The 17,791-nt window shown below is 46.6% G+C and carries 14 protein-coding genes; 4 read left to right on the plus strand and 10 right to left on the minus strand.

Features of this window, described 5'->3' with window-relative positions; translation table 11 throughout:
- Window positions 1-132 precede the first annotated feature (132 nt).
- On the plus strand, window positions 133-810 hold the full coding sequence (locus tag B2X00_RS09110; protein ID WP_290487250.1) for an ABC transporter ATP-binding protein: 678 nt from the start codon (window positions 133-135) through the stop codon (window positions 808-810).
- A gap of 1 nt (window position 811) precedes the next feature.
- Window positions 812-3,235: an FtsX-like permease family protein gene (locus tag B2X00_RS09115; RefSeq protein WP_290487251.1), complete on the plus strand. Its 2,424-nt coding sequence runs from the start codon at window positions 812-814 to the stop codon at window positions 3,233-3,235.
- Window positions 3,236-3,244: 9 nt separating this feature from the next.
- Here the strand turns inward: B2X00_RS09115 and B2X00_RS09120 are convergent, their stop codons facing one another.
- The 3 genes from B2X00_RS09120 to ubiK form a co-directional block, all read right to left on the minus strand.
- The gene (locus B2X00_RS09120) at window positions 3,245-4,780 is read right to left on the minus strand and encodes a YifB family Mg chelatase-like AAA ATPase (protein WP_290487252.1); all 1,536 of its coding nucleotides are present in this window, start codon (window positions 4,778-4,780) and stop codon (window positions 3,245-3,247) included.
- Window positions 4,781-4,865: 85 nt separating this feature from the next.
- Window positions 4,866-5,606: a ferredoxin--NADP reductase gene (locus B2X00_RS09125; RefSeq protein WP_290487253.1), complete on the minus strand. Its 741-nt coding sequence runs from the start codon at window positions 5,604-5,606 to the stop codon at window positions 4,866-4,868.
- 14 nt (window positions 5,607-5,620) lie between these two features.
- A complete protein-coding gene (ubiK, locus tag B2X00_RS09130; RefSeq protein WP_290487254.1) occupies window positions 5,621-5,872 on the minus strand; it encodes a ubiquinone biosynthesis accessory factor UbiK in 252 nt (83 codons plus the stop codon).
- 95 nt (window positions 5,873-5,967) lie between these two features.
- Between ubiK and rep the strand changes: the two genes are divergently transcribed.
- On the plus strand, window positions 5,968-7,989 hold the full coding sequence (gene rep, locus B2X00_RS09135) for a DNA helicase Rep (RefSeq protein ID WP_370215638.1): 2,022 nt from the start codon (window positions 5,968-5,970) through the stop codon (window positions 7,987-7,989).
- On the opposite strand, the gene B2X00_RS09140 is transcribed toward rep, so the two are convergent.
- Window positions 7,986-10,586, minus strand: a complete 2,601-nt coding sequence (locus B2X00_RS09140; protein WP_290487256.1) for a sensor domain-containing phosphodiesterase — start codon at window positions 10,584-10,586, stop codon at window positions 7,986-7,988. The genes rep and B2X00_RS09140 overlap by 4 nt on opposite strands.
- A gap of 192 nt (window positions 10,587-10,778) precedes the next feature.
- Window positions 10,779-11,204: a c-type cytochrome gene (locus B2X00_RS09145; protein ID WP_083405040.1), complete on the minus strand. Its 426-nt coding sequence runs from the start codon at window positions 11,202-11,204 to the stop codon at window positions 10,779-10,781.
- Between the two features lie 89 nt (window positions 11,205-11,293).
- On the opposite strand from B2X00_RS09145, the gene dinB reads away from it, so the two are divergent.
- Window positions 11,294-12,355, plus strand: coding sequence for a DNA polymerase IV (dinB, locus tag B2X00_RS09150; RefSeq protein ID WP_290487309.1), 1,062 nt, complete (start codon window positions 11,294-11,296; stop codon window positions 12,353-12,355).
- Here the strand turns inward: dinB and B2X00_RS09155 are convergent.
- From B2X00_RS09155 to B2X00_RS09175, 5 genes are read right to left on the minus strand one after another with little or no spacing between them, the layout of a single operon-like run.
- Complete coding sequence (locus B2X00_RS09155) at window positions 12,352-12,789, minus strand: DUF4399 domain-containing protein (RefSeq protein ID WP_071462915.1); 438 nt, start codon at window positions 12,787-12,789, stop codon at window positions 12,352-12,354. The genes dinB and B2X00_RS09155 overlap by 4 nt on opposite strands.
- A 19-nt stretch (window positions 12,790-12,808) precedes the next feature.
- Window positions 12,809-14,701 (minus strand): methyl-accepting chemotaxis protein, encoded by a 1,893-nt coding sequence (locus tag B2X00_RS09160; protein WP_290487257.1) that lies wholly within the window; start codon window positions 14,699-14,701, stop codon window positions 12,809-12,811.
- A 28-nt stretch (window positions 14,702-14,729) separates the two neighbouring features.
- Window positions 14,730-16,100 (minus strand): TrkH family potassium uptake protein, encoded by a 1,371-nt coding sequence (locus B2X00_RS09165; RefSeq protein WP_290487258.1) that lies wholly within the window; start codon window positions 16,098-16,100, stop codon window positions 14,730-14,732.
- A gap of 1 nt (window position 16,101) precedes the next feature.
- Window positions 16,102-16,755: a potassium channel family protein gene (locus B2X00_RS09170; RefSeq protein WP_071462912.1), complete on the minus strand. Its 654-nt coding sequence runs from the start codon at window positions 16,753-16,755 to the stop codon at window positions 16,102-16,104.
- Complete coding sequence (locus B2X00_RS09175; RefSeq protein WP_290487259.1) at window positions 16,755-17,786, minus strand: GGDEF domain-containing protein; 1,032 nt, start codon at window positions 17,784-17,786, stop codon at window positions 16,755-16,757. Before B2X00_RS09175 ends, B2X00_RS09170 begins: the two co-directional genes overlap by 1 nt.
- Window positions 17,787-17,791 lie beyond the last annotated feature (5 nt).

Consider the following 17,791-nt stretch of genomic DNA (forward strand, 5'->3'; position numbering starts at 1 on the left):
GATTATGCCAGTGCCCTATCGAAAAGTACATTATTGAAGCGCCTGTTAATTGTTCTCAATAATTGATATAAACAACTATGACAACAATCATAGTTTGTCGTTGCTAGAACAAAAATAATAAGTGAGGCGGGAATGGCTGAGGCGTTAATAGAAACATCGGCAATGAGTAAAGTGTTTGGCTCGGGTAAGACGCAGTTTGAGGCATTAAAAAATATCGATTTGGTTATCAATAAGGGTGAATTTGTTGCCCTGGAGGGGCCCTCGGGCAGCGGTAAGTCCACCTTGCTTTCAATCATTGGTTTACTCGACGTGCAAAGCAACGGTGAATACTCTTTAGCAGGTCATCCCGTCCATACGTTATCGGCATATCAACGCGCCTCACTGCGTAATCAACACGTGGGGTGGATTTTTCAAAACTTTAACCTCGTTAATGACATGACCGTTTTAGAAAACGTCATGCTCCCACTCCGTTATCATCCGTCGATCAATAAGCACCAGTATAAAGAACGTGCCATGAAGGCTTTAACACAAGTTGAAATAGCAAATAAAGCAGACAATTACCCAACGCAACTATCAGGCGGTCAACAGCAACGAGTGGCTATTGCTCGTGCGTTAGTAACTAACCCTAGCCTCATTCTTGCGGATGAGCCCACAGGTAACCTCGATAGCGTTACCGCTGAGCAAATTTTAGCGGTACTTGAGTCATTGCATGAACAAGGCTCCACAATCCTGATTGTGACCCATGATGCGAAAGTCGCCGCGCGTTGTAAGCGCCGCTTGCAATTAAGAGACGGTCAGTGGAGCGCATAACATGTTATTCAACTTGCGTTACACCCTCAGGCAGTGGCAGAAACGTAAATTTCAGACGCTAACGTTAATTTTATGTCTCAGCCTGTTTTGTGCTTTTACCGCCAATTTAATCGCTACAGCACCTGCGTTATTTAACGATAGACAGCCATGGATGTCTGGTTCAACGCCGTATATCACCATCGGTTTAGAATCCCATAGCGGTAAATTCAATCCGATCGATAAGACCAACTTAGATAAATTCACACAGTCGCCAGCTATTGGTGAATTGATGACGCTGACCAACCGGACACTCCGAGGTTTGAAGGATCAGAGTGGCGTTGCTATCGACGATGCGGGTGCGGTGTATCTTCCCCCATCGTTTATCGATCGTTTTGCGGACGAACTTCCCCCAGTAATGAAAAAGCTCTCGGATACACGTGTCATTTTGTCTTATCAATATTGGCAGTCATTAGGTGCTAAGCCGATTGAAGAGCTTGTTATTAATGCCAGCCTTACCGGTGCGCAACTACCTGTCGCGGGCGTCTTACCTAAAGGATTTAGGTTATTTCAAGGTATCGTCTCAGACATCGTTTTAACCGATCAACAAGTGGCTTCAACCTTTGGTATTAATTTTGGTGCCAATAAGCCACCTGATGAATATGTAGATAAAATAATTAATCAACTGGTCGAATCGGTTGCATTTCGCTACGGCGTTGCTGAGTTAAAGCCCGGATACGAGCCTGAGGATGTATCGGCTATTACGTTAGCTAAAGAAGAAGCGAGCGATGGTAGTGTTGTTTTACTTTCAGGCACTGCGAGTTGGACCCCTAAGGTAATTGAAGGCCTCCAGTTTCATCCTCAACAGCGCCAAAGGCTAATCGATCAATGGCAGATGTTGTTGGGTCTTACGCTTGGCTTCCTCCTTATTGGCTTATTTAATCTTCTCACTTCCAATTTCTCTGAATATTTACAACGAGAGCAAGAGTTTCAAACACGGAAAGCCGTGGGCGCATCCAACAAGGATCTAATCCGCCAACTGTTAACTGAAAACTCACTTTTGGGATTCGTATCGGTGGTGCTTGGTGTTGCTTTAAGTTGGTATATTCTAAAGCATGTAGAAGCCGAGCTCGTACTGGTCTCATTGCTCAGTAGTGAAATAAAGGTCACAGGGGTTGCATTAAGCGTTTTGTTAACGGTGACTGTAGTTATTTTAGTTGGATTACTGCCGTTTCTTTCTCTCAACCGACAAGCCCGATTTTCGCGCAGTAAAAGTAACGGACAAGGGCGACTACAGCGTTGGCTCAACGCTGGCAATATGACAGTGCAGATTGCATTAGCTCTGGTTGCTATTACGTGCTCTATCAGCCTTTGGCTAACGCAAGAGCAGCAGCTTGAGCAAGTTTCGGTCAATACCGACATCATTCAACTAAGCTATAAACAAGGAGAAACCAGCTCCGACCCTGTCATTAACCTCAATGAATGGAAAAGTAAGCTCGCTAATCAACCATTTGATGTCGCCATGAGCGTCGATAACTTTATTGATTCTAATCCAAGTGCTACGCAGGCAAGCACTGAAGGCTTAGATTCACCTTCTGCTATTCCTATTCAGATAATGTCAGTTTCTGATAATTATTTTAACGTTTTAGAGGCTGTCCCTGTTGTGGGCGATCGAAATCCAGCCGAAGTTAATCAGGTTATTATCAACGAAACGGCCGCACGCGAGCTGGGCTTCAAACAACCGAAACAGGCGCTCCAACAAACTCTATTTGTTAAAGATGCTTCGAGTTATCAGTTTACTGAGGATGAACCCATTATCATTGTCGGAGTGAGTAAAGACTTACCCCACTCGAGCCTCAATCAAAATGCTCAGCCAATGATTTATAACCTGCTAAGAGAAAGTGGCCAATTACTGCGCGAAATATATCTGTACGCGCAACCAACTAACGTCGATGCGGTTGTTGAATTGATGCAACAACAAGCTGCGAGCCGTGAGAATATGTACAATGTTAACAACGACGGCGCATTGCTACAGCTATTAAAGCAACAGGATGAGGAGTGGTTCGTACTTGCGCAACTATTGCTTGGCTTAACCTTATTGATTTGCGCTTTAGCCGCGACCAGTTTATATCAACAAATCGTTGCCTATGTCATTCAACGCAGTCGACTGTACGCAGTTATGCAAGCGGTCGGCGCCCAAGTCAGCGACGTCGCTAAAAGTATATCGCGCATGTTGGCCACAAAACTGCTATCGGGTTTGATTCTAGGTGTAATAATCATCGCTGCCATCAATAGTTGGTTTTTCCAACAATTTCATGCCGAGTTATTCACGGTTCATTATCTCGTGTTAAGCCTCGTCGCGATTCTACTTTTGGTGTTACTGAGTTATATTCCGGCTATTTGGCGCCAGTTATCACTCCCGATACAACGTATTTTACGCGATGAGTAGACAATAGAATTAGAGTTTTCTTAATTGCTCTAGCAAGCGGTCAAGCGAACGATAGCTTAACGCCTCAGCGATATGACGTCGTCCCACCGACGCCTTATCGTCGAGGTCGGCAATCGTGCGCGCCAGCCTCAAGGTGCGATAAAATGCTCGATGTGAAAGCCCCAACTTTTCTACCACCTCAACTAAAAACCTATGGTCATCCTTGCCAAGTTGGCTATGTTCTAATACACCTTGTGCTGCTAACTCACCGTTCAAACAACCTTGTCGTTGCCTTTGTCGTTGATGACATTCAACAACTTGCTTGCGAATTTGAGGTGAAGTAGGTGTCGGCTTATGCTGCCCATCGAGCTGCCTAAGCGACTCTGTCTCTCGTGGCACCTCGACTTGAAGATCTATCCGGTCAAGCAATGGGCCCGATAATTTATTCAGATATTTAAGAATTTGGTCAGGTGTCGAGCGGCAGCTATCTAACGTTCCATCAAATTGACCACAAGGCGAAGGGTTAAGCGCCGCGACTAATTGAAAGCGAGCAGGATAAGTCGTTTGATACCCAGCTCGACTTATGGTGACTTCGCCCGATTGTAATGGCTCACGTAATGAATCAAGTACATAGCGAGAAAACTCAGCCAGCTCATCAAGAAATAATACACCATGATGCGCAAGGCTCACTTCACCCGGCTTGGGCGGCGATCCGCCACCGACCAGCGCCGCAGCCGAGCATGTATGATGAGGCATACGCAAGTTTCGTTGAGTAAGCTGCTGAGGGGTCAGGTGTGTCTCAACCAATGATTTGATGCTGGCGATTTGCATGCCTTCATGGTGTGTAGGGGCGGGTAAGATAGTTAAGAAGCGCTGAGCGAGCATCGTTTTTCCCGTTCCAGGCGGCCCGACAAAGAGCAGATGATGACGACCGGCTGCGGCAATCAGCAGCGCCCTTTTTGCTTGCGCCTGTCCAATAATATCAGCTAGGTCGCCGAGATTGTTGGCGGCATCGGTTGGCTGATCCTCGGTTTGCGCATGCGCTAACGTGTTATGTCCTTGCAAGTGTTCGAACAAAGCTGCTAAATCAGGTACCAGAAAATGGTTGCCCCGCGCTGCATATCCCGCTTCCGCCTCATTGGCCGAGGGAACAAACACGGTTCTTTGTGCCTGCCTAGCGGCTATCAATGCGGGAATCAAACCCGACACAGCTTGAGAATTGCCCGCTAGCGCGAGTTCTCCGTAGAATTCAAATTGTGCTAATTGCCCAGCATCGAGTTGGTCCGAGGCGGCAAGAATACCTACGGCTATCGCCAGGTCGAAACGAGCACCCTGCTTGGGAATTTCAGCGGGCGCTAAGTTGACGATAATACGCGTTGCCGCGGGGAATTCGAGACCTACATTGAGAATAGCTGATTTAACACGATCTCTTGCTTCTCTTACCGATGTCGCAGGCATTCCAACAATCGTGAATGTCGGTAATCCGCGGGCGAGATCAACTTCTACACGTACTTCTGGGGCTTCAATACCAATACTGGCGCGGGTAAAAACAGTTGCAGTAGCCATGCTCTCTCTCGCAAATTAGGAGAGCATAGCGATGCAACAGTAACTTAACTGTCAGCTTAATCAGAATTTGTTGTCGACGAGACGATTACCAATAGTTTTCTGAGGTTACTTGGCCTGGTTTACGGCGCGTATTTTTTTCTAAACCGAGTGCTTTTAGTTGTTCACGCGACGACTGAATCATATCGGGATTACCGCACAGCATAACCTGACTATGCTCGGTAAAGTTGATGCCACAGGCCTCTTGTAGTTCACTGCTCGCAATTAAATCAGGAATACGGCCGGCCAATGCTTCCGGTAGCGCCTCGCGAGATACGATCGGCTGGTACACGAGCTGCCCTGGATAACGTTGCTGACACTCATTGATAAATTCGCGATAGGTCAGGTCTTGTGCTTCACGGACGCCTTGCACGAGCACAATGCGTTTAAACCGACGCCATGGCTGTTCGGTGCGCAGCATTGAAATAAAGGGACCAATACCGGTGCCTGTTGAGAGCATCCAAAGATCATCGCCGTCGGGTACCTCATCCAGCGTAAAAAAGCCCCCTGCCGGCTGAGTGATATTGACTTCATCGCCTGGCTTAAGCTCTGCTAGCAACGGGCTTAATAACCCTCCTTCGACCCTTGCGATCACAAAATCAAGAATCGATTCGCCCGGGGCACTGGCGACCGAATACGCACGTAGAACCTGCTCGCCACCCACATTTAAGCCGAGTCGCACAAACTGACCGGCTTTAAAGTCAAATGATTCAGTGATTACGCGTAGGCTAAAAACACTGTCACTCCATTGAAAGTTCTCAACGACTTTACCGCTAATCCATTGAATCATCGTATTCAGTACCCTTACCCTTGCTTATCGTTTTGCTTATTCTGTTCAGCGACTTGCTGTTCTAATTGCTCTACTCGCTCGCGCAGACGCAGCAACAGTTGTTGCTGAACATCCATCTCTTCACGAGTGACCAAATCAAGTTTAGCAAGTTGCGATTGCAGGGTTTGCTTAACACGCTGCTCAACATTACCTGCTAATTCTTTAACGCCCGATGGCATGCTTTCGCTAATTTGTTTAGCAATGTTTTCAATGGTCTTGTTGTCCATAAGGGGTCCTTAATTAATTTAACCGTTTGGGCTCAGACAAAAGTACGCTAAAATCGCCGCTCTTGATTTATTGTACCACTCCTAACCGAGCCTTAATAATGTTAAACGATCGACAGCGACAAGCCGTTCACTATGTGCAAGGTCCTTTACTCGTTTTAGCGGGCGCAGGCAGTGGTAAAACGCGCGTAATTACCGAAAAAATCGCTTATCTTATCCGCGAAAATATTTACACTGCTCGTCAAATCGCTGCCGTCACGTTTACCAATAAAGCCGCGCGCGAAATGCGTGAGCGTGTTAACCAAACCATGGGGGCTGGTGGTGCACGCGGCTTAACAGTGTCCACGTTTCACACGCTCGGCCTGAATATTATCCGACGCGAGCTCAGCGCACTCGGTCTAAAGCCTGGATTTTCTTTGTTCGATGATCAAGACACCTATGCGCTACTCAATGGTCTTACAGAAGATGCGTGGGAAGGCGATAAATCGGTCATTCAAAAATGTCAGCACCGTATCGGTCAATGGAAAAACGCCATGACATCGCCAGAGCAAGCACTGCAGCAAGCTTCGACGGAAGATGACCGACAATTTGCGACGGTCTTTGCACAATACGAGAAACACTTGCTCGCATGCAATGCAGTCGATTTCGATGACCTCATTCGCTTACCGAGTCAATTATTACAACGTAACGAGCACGTTCGCGCTCGCTGGCAAAAGAAATTTCGCTACTTGCTCGTTGATGAGTACCAAGACACCAATACAAGCCAGTATCTTTTGGTCAAACTACTGGTCGGTGAGCGCGCGCGCTTTACCGTGGTTGGCGACGACGATCAGTCAATTTACTCATGGCGCGGTGCGCAACCACAAAATCTTGCGCTTTTGCAGCAAGACTTCCCCACTTTGAAGGTAGTGAAGTTGGAGCAAAATTACCGCTCCCACGGTCGTATTCTAAAAGCGGCGAATATTCTGATAGAAAATAACCCTCACGTATTTGAGAAAAAATTATTTTCAGATAAAGAGTACGGTGAATCCCTGCGGGTTATTTTTGGCCGCAACGAGGAACATGAGGCAGAGCGTGTAGTCGCCGAAATCGTAAAGCAACGCTTTTTAAGCAAGACACCTTATCATCATTTTGCGATTTTATATCGAGGCAACCATCAATCCCGGTTGTTTGAGAAAGCGCTGATGAACAACCGAATTCCATACAAAATCACCGGTGGGCAGTCGTTTTTTGCGCGGGCGGAAGTCAAAGACATCATGGCCTATCTGCGCCTGTTGGTAAATCCCGCCGACGACACGGCGTTTCTGCGTATTATAAATGTCCCACGCCGAGGTATTGGTCCACAAACCGTACAGCGTATTGGCGAACTCTCTAAGCAACTCGGTTGCAGCCTATTAGAAGCTTGCGACTCGATTCACTTAAAAACCTTATTGAATACGCAAACCTTTAATGCGGTCGATACCTTTGCACAGATGATTAAGAAGGCTGCACGGGACGCCGATCATAACGACAGTGCTGCCGTTGCCGTGCGCACTTTACTCGCAGATATTGGCTACGACGACTGGCTATTTGAAAGCAGTCCTAGCGCAAAGGCGGCGGAAATGCGTGTTAAAAACGTTTATGAGTTGCATAAGTGGGTGTCCGATATGTTAGCGGGTAACGATGAATACGAGCCCATTTCGCTTGAGCAGGCGGTCGCTAAGCTGTGTTTACGCGACATGATGTCCCGCAATGAGGACGATGAGCAATTTGATCAGGTACAGCTGATGACTTTACATGCATCAAAAGGACTTGAGTTTCCCTTTGTCTTTTTAGTCGGCATGGAAGAAGGATTACTCCCCCACCAAAGCAGTATTGATGGTAACGATATTGAGGAAGAACGCCGTTTAGCTTATGTAGGAATAACCCGTGCTCAGCAGCGTTTGGTCTTTACCTTGGCTAAGGAGAGGCGCCAATTTGGTGAGGTTTTCCAGCCACAACCCAGCCGCTTTTTACTTGAACTCCCTCAGGATGACATTGCCTGGGAGCACGACAAACATAAACCAAGTGAAGAGGAACGTGAGACTTCTCGTCAACGAGGGCTAGAAATGCTGAAGAATGCGCTAAATAAACCCTCTTAGTTTAACGTGCCATTAACGGTCGAGCGTGATTTGGGTTGAGGCGATTTGAGGCACTTTGTTACGTACGCCCCTTGCCCATACTCAACACCCAACTCACGTAATATATTCGCTAAAGATTCCGTTTTAACCCCAGCTGCATACAATTCGATCTCTAACTCTTCGCAGAGCGTGGCAACGTGGCGCAACATGGCACGCGCTCGACTACTGGATTCTAGCCGCATGACATAATCTTGATCGAGCTTGAGTTTAGAAAATGGATAATTATATAAAAACTGTAGTGGTCCTGCGCCACGACCAAAGTGATCAATCACAAGCTTAAAACCGGCCTGTGATAGGCGTCTTAAACTCGCTACTGAGCGTTTATCATTCTGCGTAAGTGCAGTCTCAGAAAACTCCAACACCAGTTGCGAGGGGTTTACTTTATATCGCTCGACAATATTCAAGAGCTGTCGAATATAACCCGACTTAAGTAGATGCCTTACCGATAGATTGAGATGAATACGCTCTTCGCTTTGACCTGAGTTAAGTAAGTGCTCGCAACAACGTTTCAATAGGTATTGATCCAACTTAACAATGAGCCCCGTCTTTTCGGCGAGCGCCAAGTAATCTGACGTTTTAACGCGATTACTTTCAATATTCCACTGTAAAAAGGCTTCCGACGCATGCTGCTGGCGACCCGCAATGTCTGCAATTGTCTCAAACTCGACAAAAAAGTCTTGGTCGATGCGTGCGTGACGTAGCGCTCGTTCACGTTTAACCGACTCAACCAACGTACGGTGCATGGTATTATCAAATACCACATAGCGCCCACGCCCTTGTGATTTAGCCTCATACATCGCAGCATCAGCATCACGGAGTAGACGCTCTACCGAGTCTTGCGAATCATCACACATAGCGATACCAATACTCGCTCCGGAGTAATGTTCGTGACCGTTCAAAATAAAGGGCTCATTTAAACTTGAGATAATTCGCTTTGCGATCTCGCGCGCGTCATCAACCGATGACATCGTGTCTAATAAAATGACAAACTCATCGCCACCCAGTCTCGCAACCAGGTCATTTTCTCGCACACATGTTTGGATACGCTTACTCACGTCCAATAGAAACTCGTCACCCGCCGAGTGACCTAATGTGTCGTTAATGGTTTTAAACCGATCGAGGTCGAGAAATAAGACTGCAAAAAAGTGTTCTGGATGACGTCGCTGATGAGCCAATGCTTGCTGCAAACTCTCAGTAAACAAAGCCCTATTGGGTAAACCGGTTAGACTGTCGTGGTGAGCATCGTGGAATAAACGCGCCTCAATTTTCTTGCGTCGTTCGATCTCAGAAACGAGCTCTTCGGTGCGTTCTTCTACTTTTTTCTCTAGAAATTGGTTAACTCTTTGAATTTCCTCATTCGCCCGGCGCCGTTCGATAGCAACAGCGACGTGCTGAGAAACAAAGTTCAACAGCTCTAAGTCTTCGTGTTTATATAAAAACTCGTCATCATAGGTCTGTACAGCAATTACACCAAATGCTTTACCATCCAAAACAAGCGGACTACCCAGCCATTGCTTTGCTACGCTGCCGGTATCTTCAGTCAGTTTGATCTCTTTATTCTCAGTTAACAGTGCGCGTTCATTGGCATCAATAAACGCAGGCTCCGCTTTACGCATCACGTATTCTGTGAGCCCCTTCCCCATACGTCGACGTTCAGCCTTATTGTCGCGTTCATCTTTATGGTACGGAAAGCGAATATACTTATTATCAGGCGAAACTAAAGCAACGTAGAAATTATCAGCATGAATCAATGTCGCGATTTGGTTATGCAGAGCCTCGTAGAAAGTCACCATATCTTCTGATGTATTGGTCAGCTCAGAAATTGCGAATAGTACGGAGGTTTGCTGCTCGACCTTCTCCCGCACCGTGATCTCTTTCATCAAGCTTTCATTAGCGTGGCGCAGTTCAGCTGTTTGGTGAGCAATCTCGTTTTGTAGAATTTCTTTCTGCTTTAATCGTTCAAGTGCATTGACGACATGTTGCGATACGAAGGTGAGAAGATCTTTATCGTTTTCATCATATCGATGATTATCGTGGTAACTTTGCACCACCATGGCACCGATAACATTACTACCTGAAATAAGCGGCACACCTAACCAGTCAACAGGAGCCGATCCCATTTCTTCAACTTCACCTTGCTGGATTAGCTGCTGAAACACTTCCGGAGGGCATAGCAATGACTGACCCGTACGCATGACATAGCCGGTCAGCCCGCGCGCCAAAGACTCCATTGGCATTTGCTCTATTGCTTGTTTTTCGTCGAACTCATCAACGAAGTAAGCGAAGCTGACGACTTTCTTTTCAGGCTCGTAAAAGCAAACATAAAAGTTGCGAGCATACATTAGCTCGCCGATGATGGCGTGCACTGATTGATAAAAGTTATCCATGCTGCGCGCAGAGGCTGCAAGCTCAGAAATACGGAAGAGTGCCTTCTGCACCACTTCTGCTGAACGATAACTGTATGTAAGCCGTTTTAGGCGTTCAATAACCTTGGTGAGCTTTTGGTTTTCGCGAGCAAGCTCTGTTTGATTATTGTTCGGCCCACTAGATGCCGCCATGATGCGGGGACTCCCTAACCATCACTTCTAATTATAGTTATTTATTGTTTTACTTATCGGGTTGTTACAATTATTAACAAACGTAAAGTATAAACTATAACCAGTGGGTTGCAAGAAATTGCCGCTTATATATACAAAAAAGCCACCGCTAATTGCGATGGCTCATATTCTTTTATCACTGCACGTAATTGATTAGATTTCTGCAGTCATATACTCAATGGCTGCTTTGATTTCATCATCAGAGCAATCAGCACATGTACCTTTTGGAGGCATTGCGTTAAAACCATTGATCGCGTGTTTTAAAACGGTATCCATGCCTTGGGCAAGACGTGGTTCCCAATCGTCCGCATTATTAATTTTTGGCGCACCCATCACGCCTGAAGTGTGACACGCTGTACAATACTGACCGAACACAGCTTCACCAGAGCGAGGTCCACTCGCCGCGGCTTCGCTAGCTGCGCTCTCGCCTGCTACGCGGATTTTACCAATCGGCTCAATACGTTTTGCAATAGCGTCCTTTGACATGTCATCTTGAACAGCGGCAGAGGCGCCAAAACTGATCATGGCGGCCAAGCCGAATGAAAGGCTCTTCAGTGCAAGTGTCGTCAATCGTTTCACGAGTGTCTCCTAAGAATCTGGCTGGTACACTATACCCAGTACTCGGAGATTATACCCACAAAAGCTCAAAGGATAAACACTTGAACGAAGTGACTCGTAAAATAGCGTTATTGGATCTTGACGCTTTCTTCGCTGCTGTTGAGGTACTGCGCGATCCCAGCCTCAAGAATAAACCCTTTGCGGTAGGCGGTGGCGGCGATCGCGGTGTGGTCGCGACAGCTAATTATTTAGCCCGTCGCTTCGGCGTGCATAGCGCCATGTCTGGACACCGAGCGCGACAGCTATGTCCTCAATTGATCTTTGTTAAGCCAAACTTCGCCGAATATAAGGCACTTTCGTATCAGGTGCGTGAGATTCTCGCGAGATATACACCGCTAGTCGAACCCGCTTCTATCGACGAATTTTATCTTGATTTAACCGACAACGATGCCTTTAAAGGTAGCGCTAGCTTGACTGTTGAAGCTATTAGAAAGGAAATTAGCCAACTTGGAATCACTGGCTCTGCTGGTATATCCAATCAGAAGATGGTCGCAAAAATTGCCAGCGATGATAATAAGCCCAACGGCCAGAAAGTGGTGCCACCAGAGCAGGTGTTTGACTATTTAGCCGCTTTACCGCTTAAGCGAATTCCAGGTGTTGGACCTAAGAGTCAGGAAACACTTGCACGCTATGGATTAACTCATGGACATCACATTCAGACGGCCAACACATCGCAACTGCAACAAATATTAGGAGAAAAGGCTGGCTGGCTACTATTTCAACGTTGCCAAGGCATTGATCCGCGCCCGGTTACAACCGATAGAACCCGTAAAAGCGTTGGAGTCGAACAAACGCTACCAGCGGATATTCAACAGCTAACGACGGTACAGGACTATATTCAGCAGCAGTTGCTACCTCAGCTAAAAAAACGCTTACAAGTCGAGCATTGGCGTGAACGAGCGATAAAAACGCAAACCTTAAAGCTTAAGTTCTCTGATTTTAATCAAACCACAGTATCTAAAGCGAATGGATTCGTCTCACCCAGTTTGTTTTATCAACTAGCTGAAGAGGCTTGGCAGCGAGGTGCGGGTAAGCATGTAAGATTAGTTGGGATCAGCGTAACCTTACCTGATCCCAACCAACAAACCCAGCTAGAGCTAGAGCTTGATTAGTCACCTTTGACAGTGATAGTAATTTTCTTAGAAACAACCGCGGGGTTGTGTGGTACGTGATTCTTATCGCCAAGAATGATTTGCAAGGTGTGTTCGCCTGGCTCAAGTGTCAGCGTTGTTTCGGTCTGACCGCCGCCAAAGTGAATGATATCGCCACCCATAGGTTGATCCATTGGCGGAAGCGAATCCATATCCACTAATAGGTGATGGTGCCCCGTATTTTTTACGTCAACACCCGCAGGCGCTACGCCCATACCTGACAAGCCGAATTTAACCTTGAAGGTTGAATTAACCACTTCGCCATCTTGCGGTGAAATGATATAAGCCTGTGCGTCTTGTGGAGCTTCGCTCTGAGCCATTTCTTGAGCTTGTGCAGTGGCAACTACTGAGCCACCAAACATGGCGAGGGCGCCAATTAACCATGCGCGTTTCATAATCCTTCTCCTAAATTAGTTACGACAATTTAAACTTACTTACCAAGGACTCTAAACGATCAAACTCACCTTGCAAGGTCTGACAGGCTTGGTGTGTTTTCTTCAAGTTTTGCTGACTGCGTTCGTTCATTTCATTAATATCTGTTACATCGCGGTCAAGTGTTCGAATCACCTGGCTTTGCTGCTGTGTCGCAGATGCAACAGAATGATTCATATCATCAATTTGTGCAATCACTTCATCAATTTCTGTCATATGCCGCGTTGATTCGTCCGCACTTGCCACGCACGCCTCGCTGGTTTCCTGACTGTCATTAATAATTTCCACCACCGTGCGTGTGCCCTCACGCACTTGAGAAATCATTGTCTCGATTTCCCCAGCAGACTGCGATGTGCGTTGCGCGAGGCTACGAACCTCATCTGCTACCACCGCAAAGCCTCGTCCTGCTTCACCGGCACGAGCAGCTTCGATAGCTGCGTTGAGTGCGAGTAAGTTGGTTTGCTCAGTGATGCCCATAATCACTTCAACGATCTTACCGATGTTTTGAGTATTCTCATCAAGGCTATGGATGGCATCGACTGAGTCTTTCATACGCTTCGATAAATCGGTAATTTGTTGCATATTGAACTTAAGCGCCTCGCGCGCAGACACAGAAATCTCTGTCGCCCGAGTGGCTTTTTCGGAGGCGCTCCCTGCACTAGATGATATATCACTTGAGCTTGCGCCTAACTCATTAATAGCAGTAACGACCGTATTGGTGCGCGCCGACTGTTCATCACCGAGCGCGACGGACTCGTTATTGGCTGAAACCATTTGCGTAACATTGGCTTCAAGCTGTTTAGATGCCTTACGCACATCAAGAATCGCTACCTGAATTTTTTCAATGAATTCATTCATGCGCGAGGCGACTACGCCAAATTCATCCTCACTTTTGACAGAAATACGTTGCGTTAGGTCGCCCTCTCCTCGCGCCAGGTCAGTAACGGCATAATTAAGCTGACGCAATGGCTTGAGTAACACAGAGAGCAGTGCATTAAGCAGTAAAATGACTGCAGCAATGCCGATCACTAAGTAAATGACTGCAGACCACGCAAATGAGGCAACATCGGCATACGCTTTTTCAGTATCGATAGCCACCGCCAAGTACCAGTTAACTCCATCAATCCCTTCAACAGGTTGAAAAGTAAGCATGTACTCGCGGTCATTTATCGGGTAGTCAACAAACGCTTTAGTAATTTGTGCGTTACTACCAAGATACTGGGAAATCGTTTTATCGACGTTCGCAGTTTCCGGATGGCTTAATATTTTACCCTGTTGATTCACCAAAAACGCAAAGCCCAACCCCATAAAATCAGTGTTATTGACGATTGCCGAAACGGTATCAAGCATCATGTCGCCACCGGCGACCCCCAGTAGCTGACCATTTTCCGTCATAGGGACCACCGCTGAAATCGTTAACTCGTTGGTGGTGACATCAATATACGGCTGAGTGTAGGTCGGTTGCTTTTGCTCGATAGCTAATTGATACCATGGCCGTTGGCGCGCATCGTAATCGTCAGGTAAGTCAATACTCGTATCATCGAGAATAAACTGGCCATCGGTAAGACCATAATAAACATTCTTAAAATCGCCCGACCGTTTCGCCTGTTGGACTTTACGCAAAGCCTCTTCGGTCTCATCATCAGGATCATAGGACTCGGCAGTGGCCCGCACAATGCGCATGCGGTCATTGAGCCATTGAGAGATATTATTCGACACCGAGCCTGACATCGCATTAATTTGAGTGCGTAAATCAGAGCGAATTTGGTCAGACATCTGCCAAAAATTAGTCGCTGTAAAAATACCTAAAACCAGTACCAAAATAGCCGAAGCAGCAATAATAACTTTTTGAGTAAACTTCAATGATTTCAACATGTTTACGATCTCTCAATCCCACTCTTTGTTAACCAACCTGTATGGTGGTCTGTGGATAGCGAATTCTGCGCTTATTAGGCGTGGTCAGGAAGTACACCAGCGTCAATGGTCCGACACGACCCGCGAACATCAATAACATGACGATGCACTGACTGATGGGTGTCAGGTCCTCCGTAATGCCTCTGGATAATCCTACCGTTGCTGAAGCCGATAAAACTTCGAACGCTATATCTATAAACGGCAGATTGTTGAGAATCATTAGTACAAATATGCCAATAAATAACATTGCTATGGTCACCATGGTGACCGCGAGCGCTTTCATCACCGCATCCTGTGATACAGAACGTTCCATCAGAGTTACGTGTTCACGGCGACGAATGAAGGTGTAAGTTGCTAACATTAAAATGATAAAAGTACCCAGCTTAATTCCGCCTGCGGTACTCATCGACCCACCCCCGATAAACATGAGCAGCAACATATATACTGCACTTGCATCAGTCAAAGAGCCAATATCCACGCTGTTAAAGCCGGCTGTACGCGGCGTGACTGCTTGAAACCAAGCCGCTGTCCATTGACCCAGCTCATCAAGCCCTCCCAATGTTTTGGGGTTGTTATGTTCTAATCCATAAATCACAAACATTGACACTACATTGATCACCAATGTGGTCATCAAAATACTCTTGGTATATACCGAGAAATTACGCCAACGTCGACCTTCATACATATTGGTGATCACAGAAAAGCCTAGGCCACCCACTATAAATAAAAACGAGATAATTAAGTTAACGGGTAAATTGCTCGCATAAGGAATAAGACTGTCTGGCGAAAGTCCAAAGCCCGCGTTATTAAATGCGGATATGGCGTAAAATATACCATGACCAAACGCTGTGAGTAGCGGCATTTCGGGCCACCACAAAAAAGTCAGTGCCAATGCGGCGACCAGTTCGCAGATAATGGCAAGTAGCAATACCGCCTTTGCCGTTTTAACGATATTCATTAGGCTCGTTTGGTTCATTGCTTCTTTAGCCAGTAACCGTTGTTGAATCGATATCTTACCGCCCAATGAAGATACTGCCAGAATGGCAAACGTCATAAAGCCAATACCGCCTAATTGAATCAACACGGCTATCACGCTGGTACCAAACAACGTAAAGTCGCCACCCGTGTCTGCTACCACTAAGCCAGTCACAGTTACCGCAGAAGTCGCCGTAAAGATCGCCTGCAACCAAGTAATAGGCTCTAGCGTGGCAAAGGGTAACTTCAACGCTAAAGTACCCAGTATAATTAACACTGCAAAGCCCGTCGCTAAAACAACTGGGGGGCTGGCTTTAAACGCTTTGCTCTGCGTGCGTGCGGAGGTTTTATATAAAAATGCGAGAGACGGCTTCCACAGTTTCATATTATTTCAACTTAGGCGCCATGGATTTTAGCGCTTTTAAACTACCCGCAATAACCATGGTCTCGTTACCCTGCAATTCGCTAGAAAAGTCCGGGCTGGCAACGACTTCGTCGCGACGCTTTAACAACAGAACGTGAAAGTTTTCGACATCATCAGGCAAAATATCATTAATTGTTTTACCTTCTAAGTTCTCACTGACAGCGATTTCAACGCAGAACCAATTATGCCCTAGCGACATATATTCATTGACCATCGGGTAATTCAACGACTGCGCGACTCGAATACCCATTTCTTCCTCTGGGTGGACAATCCGCGAAACACCTAATTTTGACAGTATTTGATGATGCTCTTTAGACGTTGCTTTTGCCCAAATCGTCTCAACACCAATACTTTTTAGGTGTAAAACCGTCAAAAGACTGGCCTGTAAGTCCTCACCGATCGCAACCAACACGGTGTCACAACTTTCTAAGTTGAGTTCTCGTAACGCTTGCTCATCTGTCACATCCGCGATGGCTGCATGGGTTAGTTGATCAGCAAGCGCATCGACGCGCTTCTCGTCGGAGTCAACACCAATCACCTCATGCCCTAAATTCAGTAACTCGAGCGAAGTTCTCGCACCAAATCGACCTAAGCCGACTACACCAAATTGTGCCATTACGCTATCTCCTGCACTGTATTGCGGACTTGGTTTCGTCCCATGTCTTTTGCGTGGTAAAGCAATTTATCCGCGCGCTCTAACCAGTCGAGCCAAGTTTCATCTTTTCCTAGCTCACTCACGCCAATAGAAATCGTCATATTGACCGGATCTTGCTTGAGCTCAAAGTCAGTCTTTGCGAAGTTTTCGCGCAACTTTTCTGCTGCCTGAGTAGCGCCCGCGAGGCTCGTGTCAGGCATTAAAATAACAAATTCCTCACCACCGACTCGGAACACTTTATCAGAAGCCCTAAAGTTAGACTTAATAAGTTGCGCAGCTTGGATGAGTAGTCGATCGCCATCAAAGTGACCATACTTATCATTCACATCTTTAAAGTAGTCAATATCACATAGGGCTGCAGAGATGGCCCGCCCATGGCGCGCTTTTAAAGCAACTAGCTGCTCAAGATCAGTCTGCAGTTGCTTGCGATTATAAACGCCCGTTAATGTATCGGTGACAGCCAGTTCTGTGAAGTGTCGCTGCATACGAGTCAGCAACCTTACGAGTGTTAACGTGAGGATCATTAGCACTAACAGCGACACTAATGAGCGCCAAGCTACATCAGGTTCAATCGTGTATAGACTCACACTGGTTAATAAGATTACGAATGTGACAGCAACGACGATCGCCAGTCGCCACGAGAGCAAGAATGCGATCGACGCCATGACCGGGTAGGCCCATAACAAGCCATGAATTCCGTTAACCAGTGTCGAGTACATCACCGCTGCACACAACAACGTGATAAAGATAATGTGACGCCCGCGCCGCTTACTCAATCGTTTAACGCGCAACGCTGTTATAGATGTGTAGCACAAGAATGCACACAGCCAGGCGAGCATTAACCACTTACCCTCAAGTGCTTGGATGATGGTCAGCGGCAACGTTACCAGTACGGCACCCCAATAAATTCGATGGGCTACTTTTCCGGTAAACTGGCTAACAACGTCGTCCGCCGAATCGTTTGGCGTATCGCTGACCTTTCTCAAATCCATGTTAA

The organism is Idiomarina sp. UBA3162 (assembly GCF_002364475.1).
Taxonomy (GTDB): Bacteria; Pseudomonadota; Gammaproteobacteria; order Enterobacterales; family Alteromonadaceae; genus Idiomarina.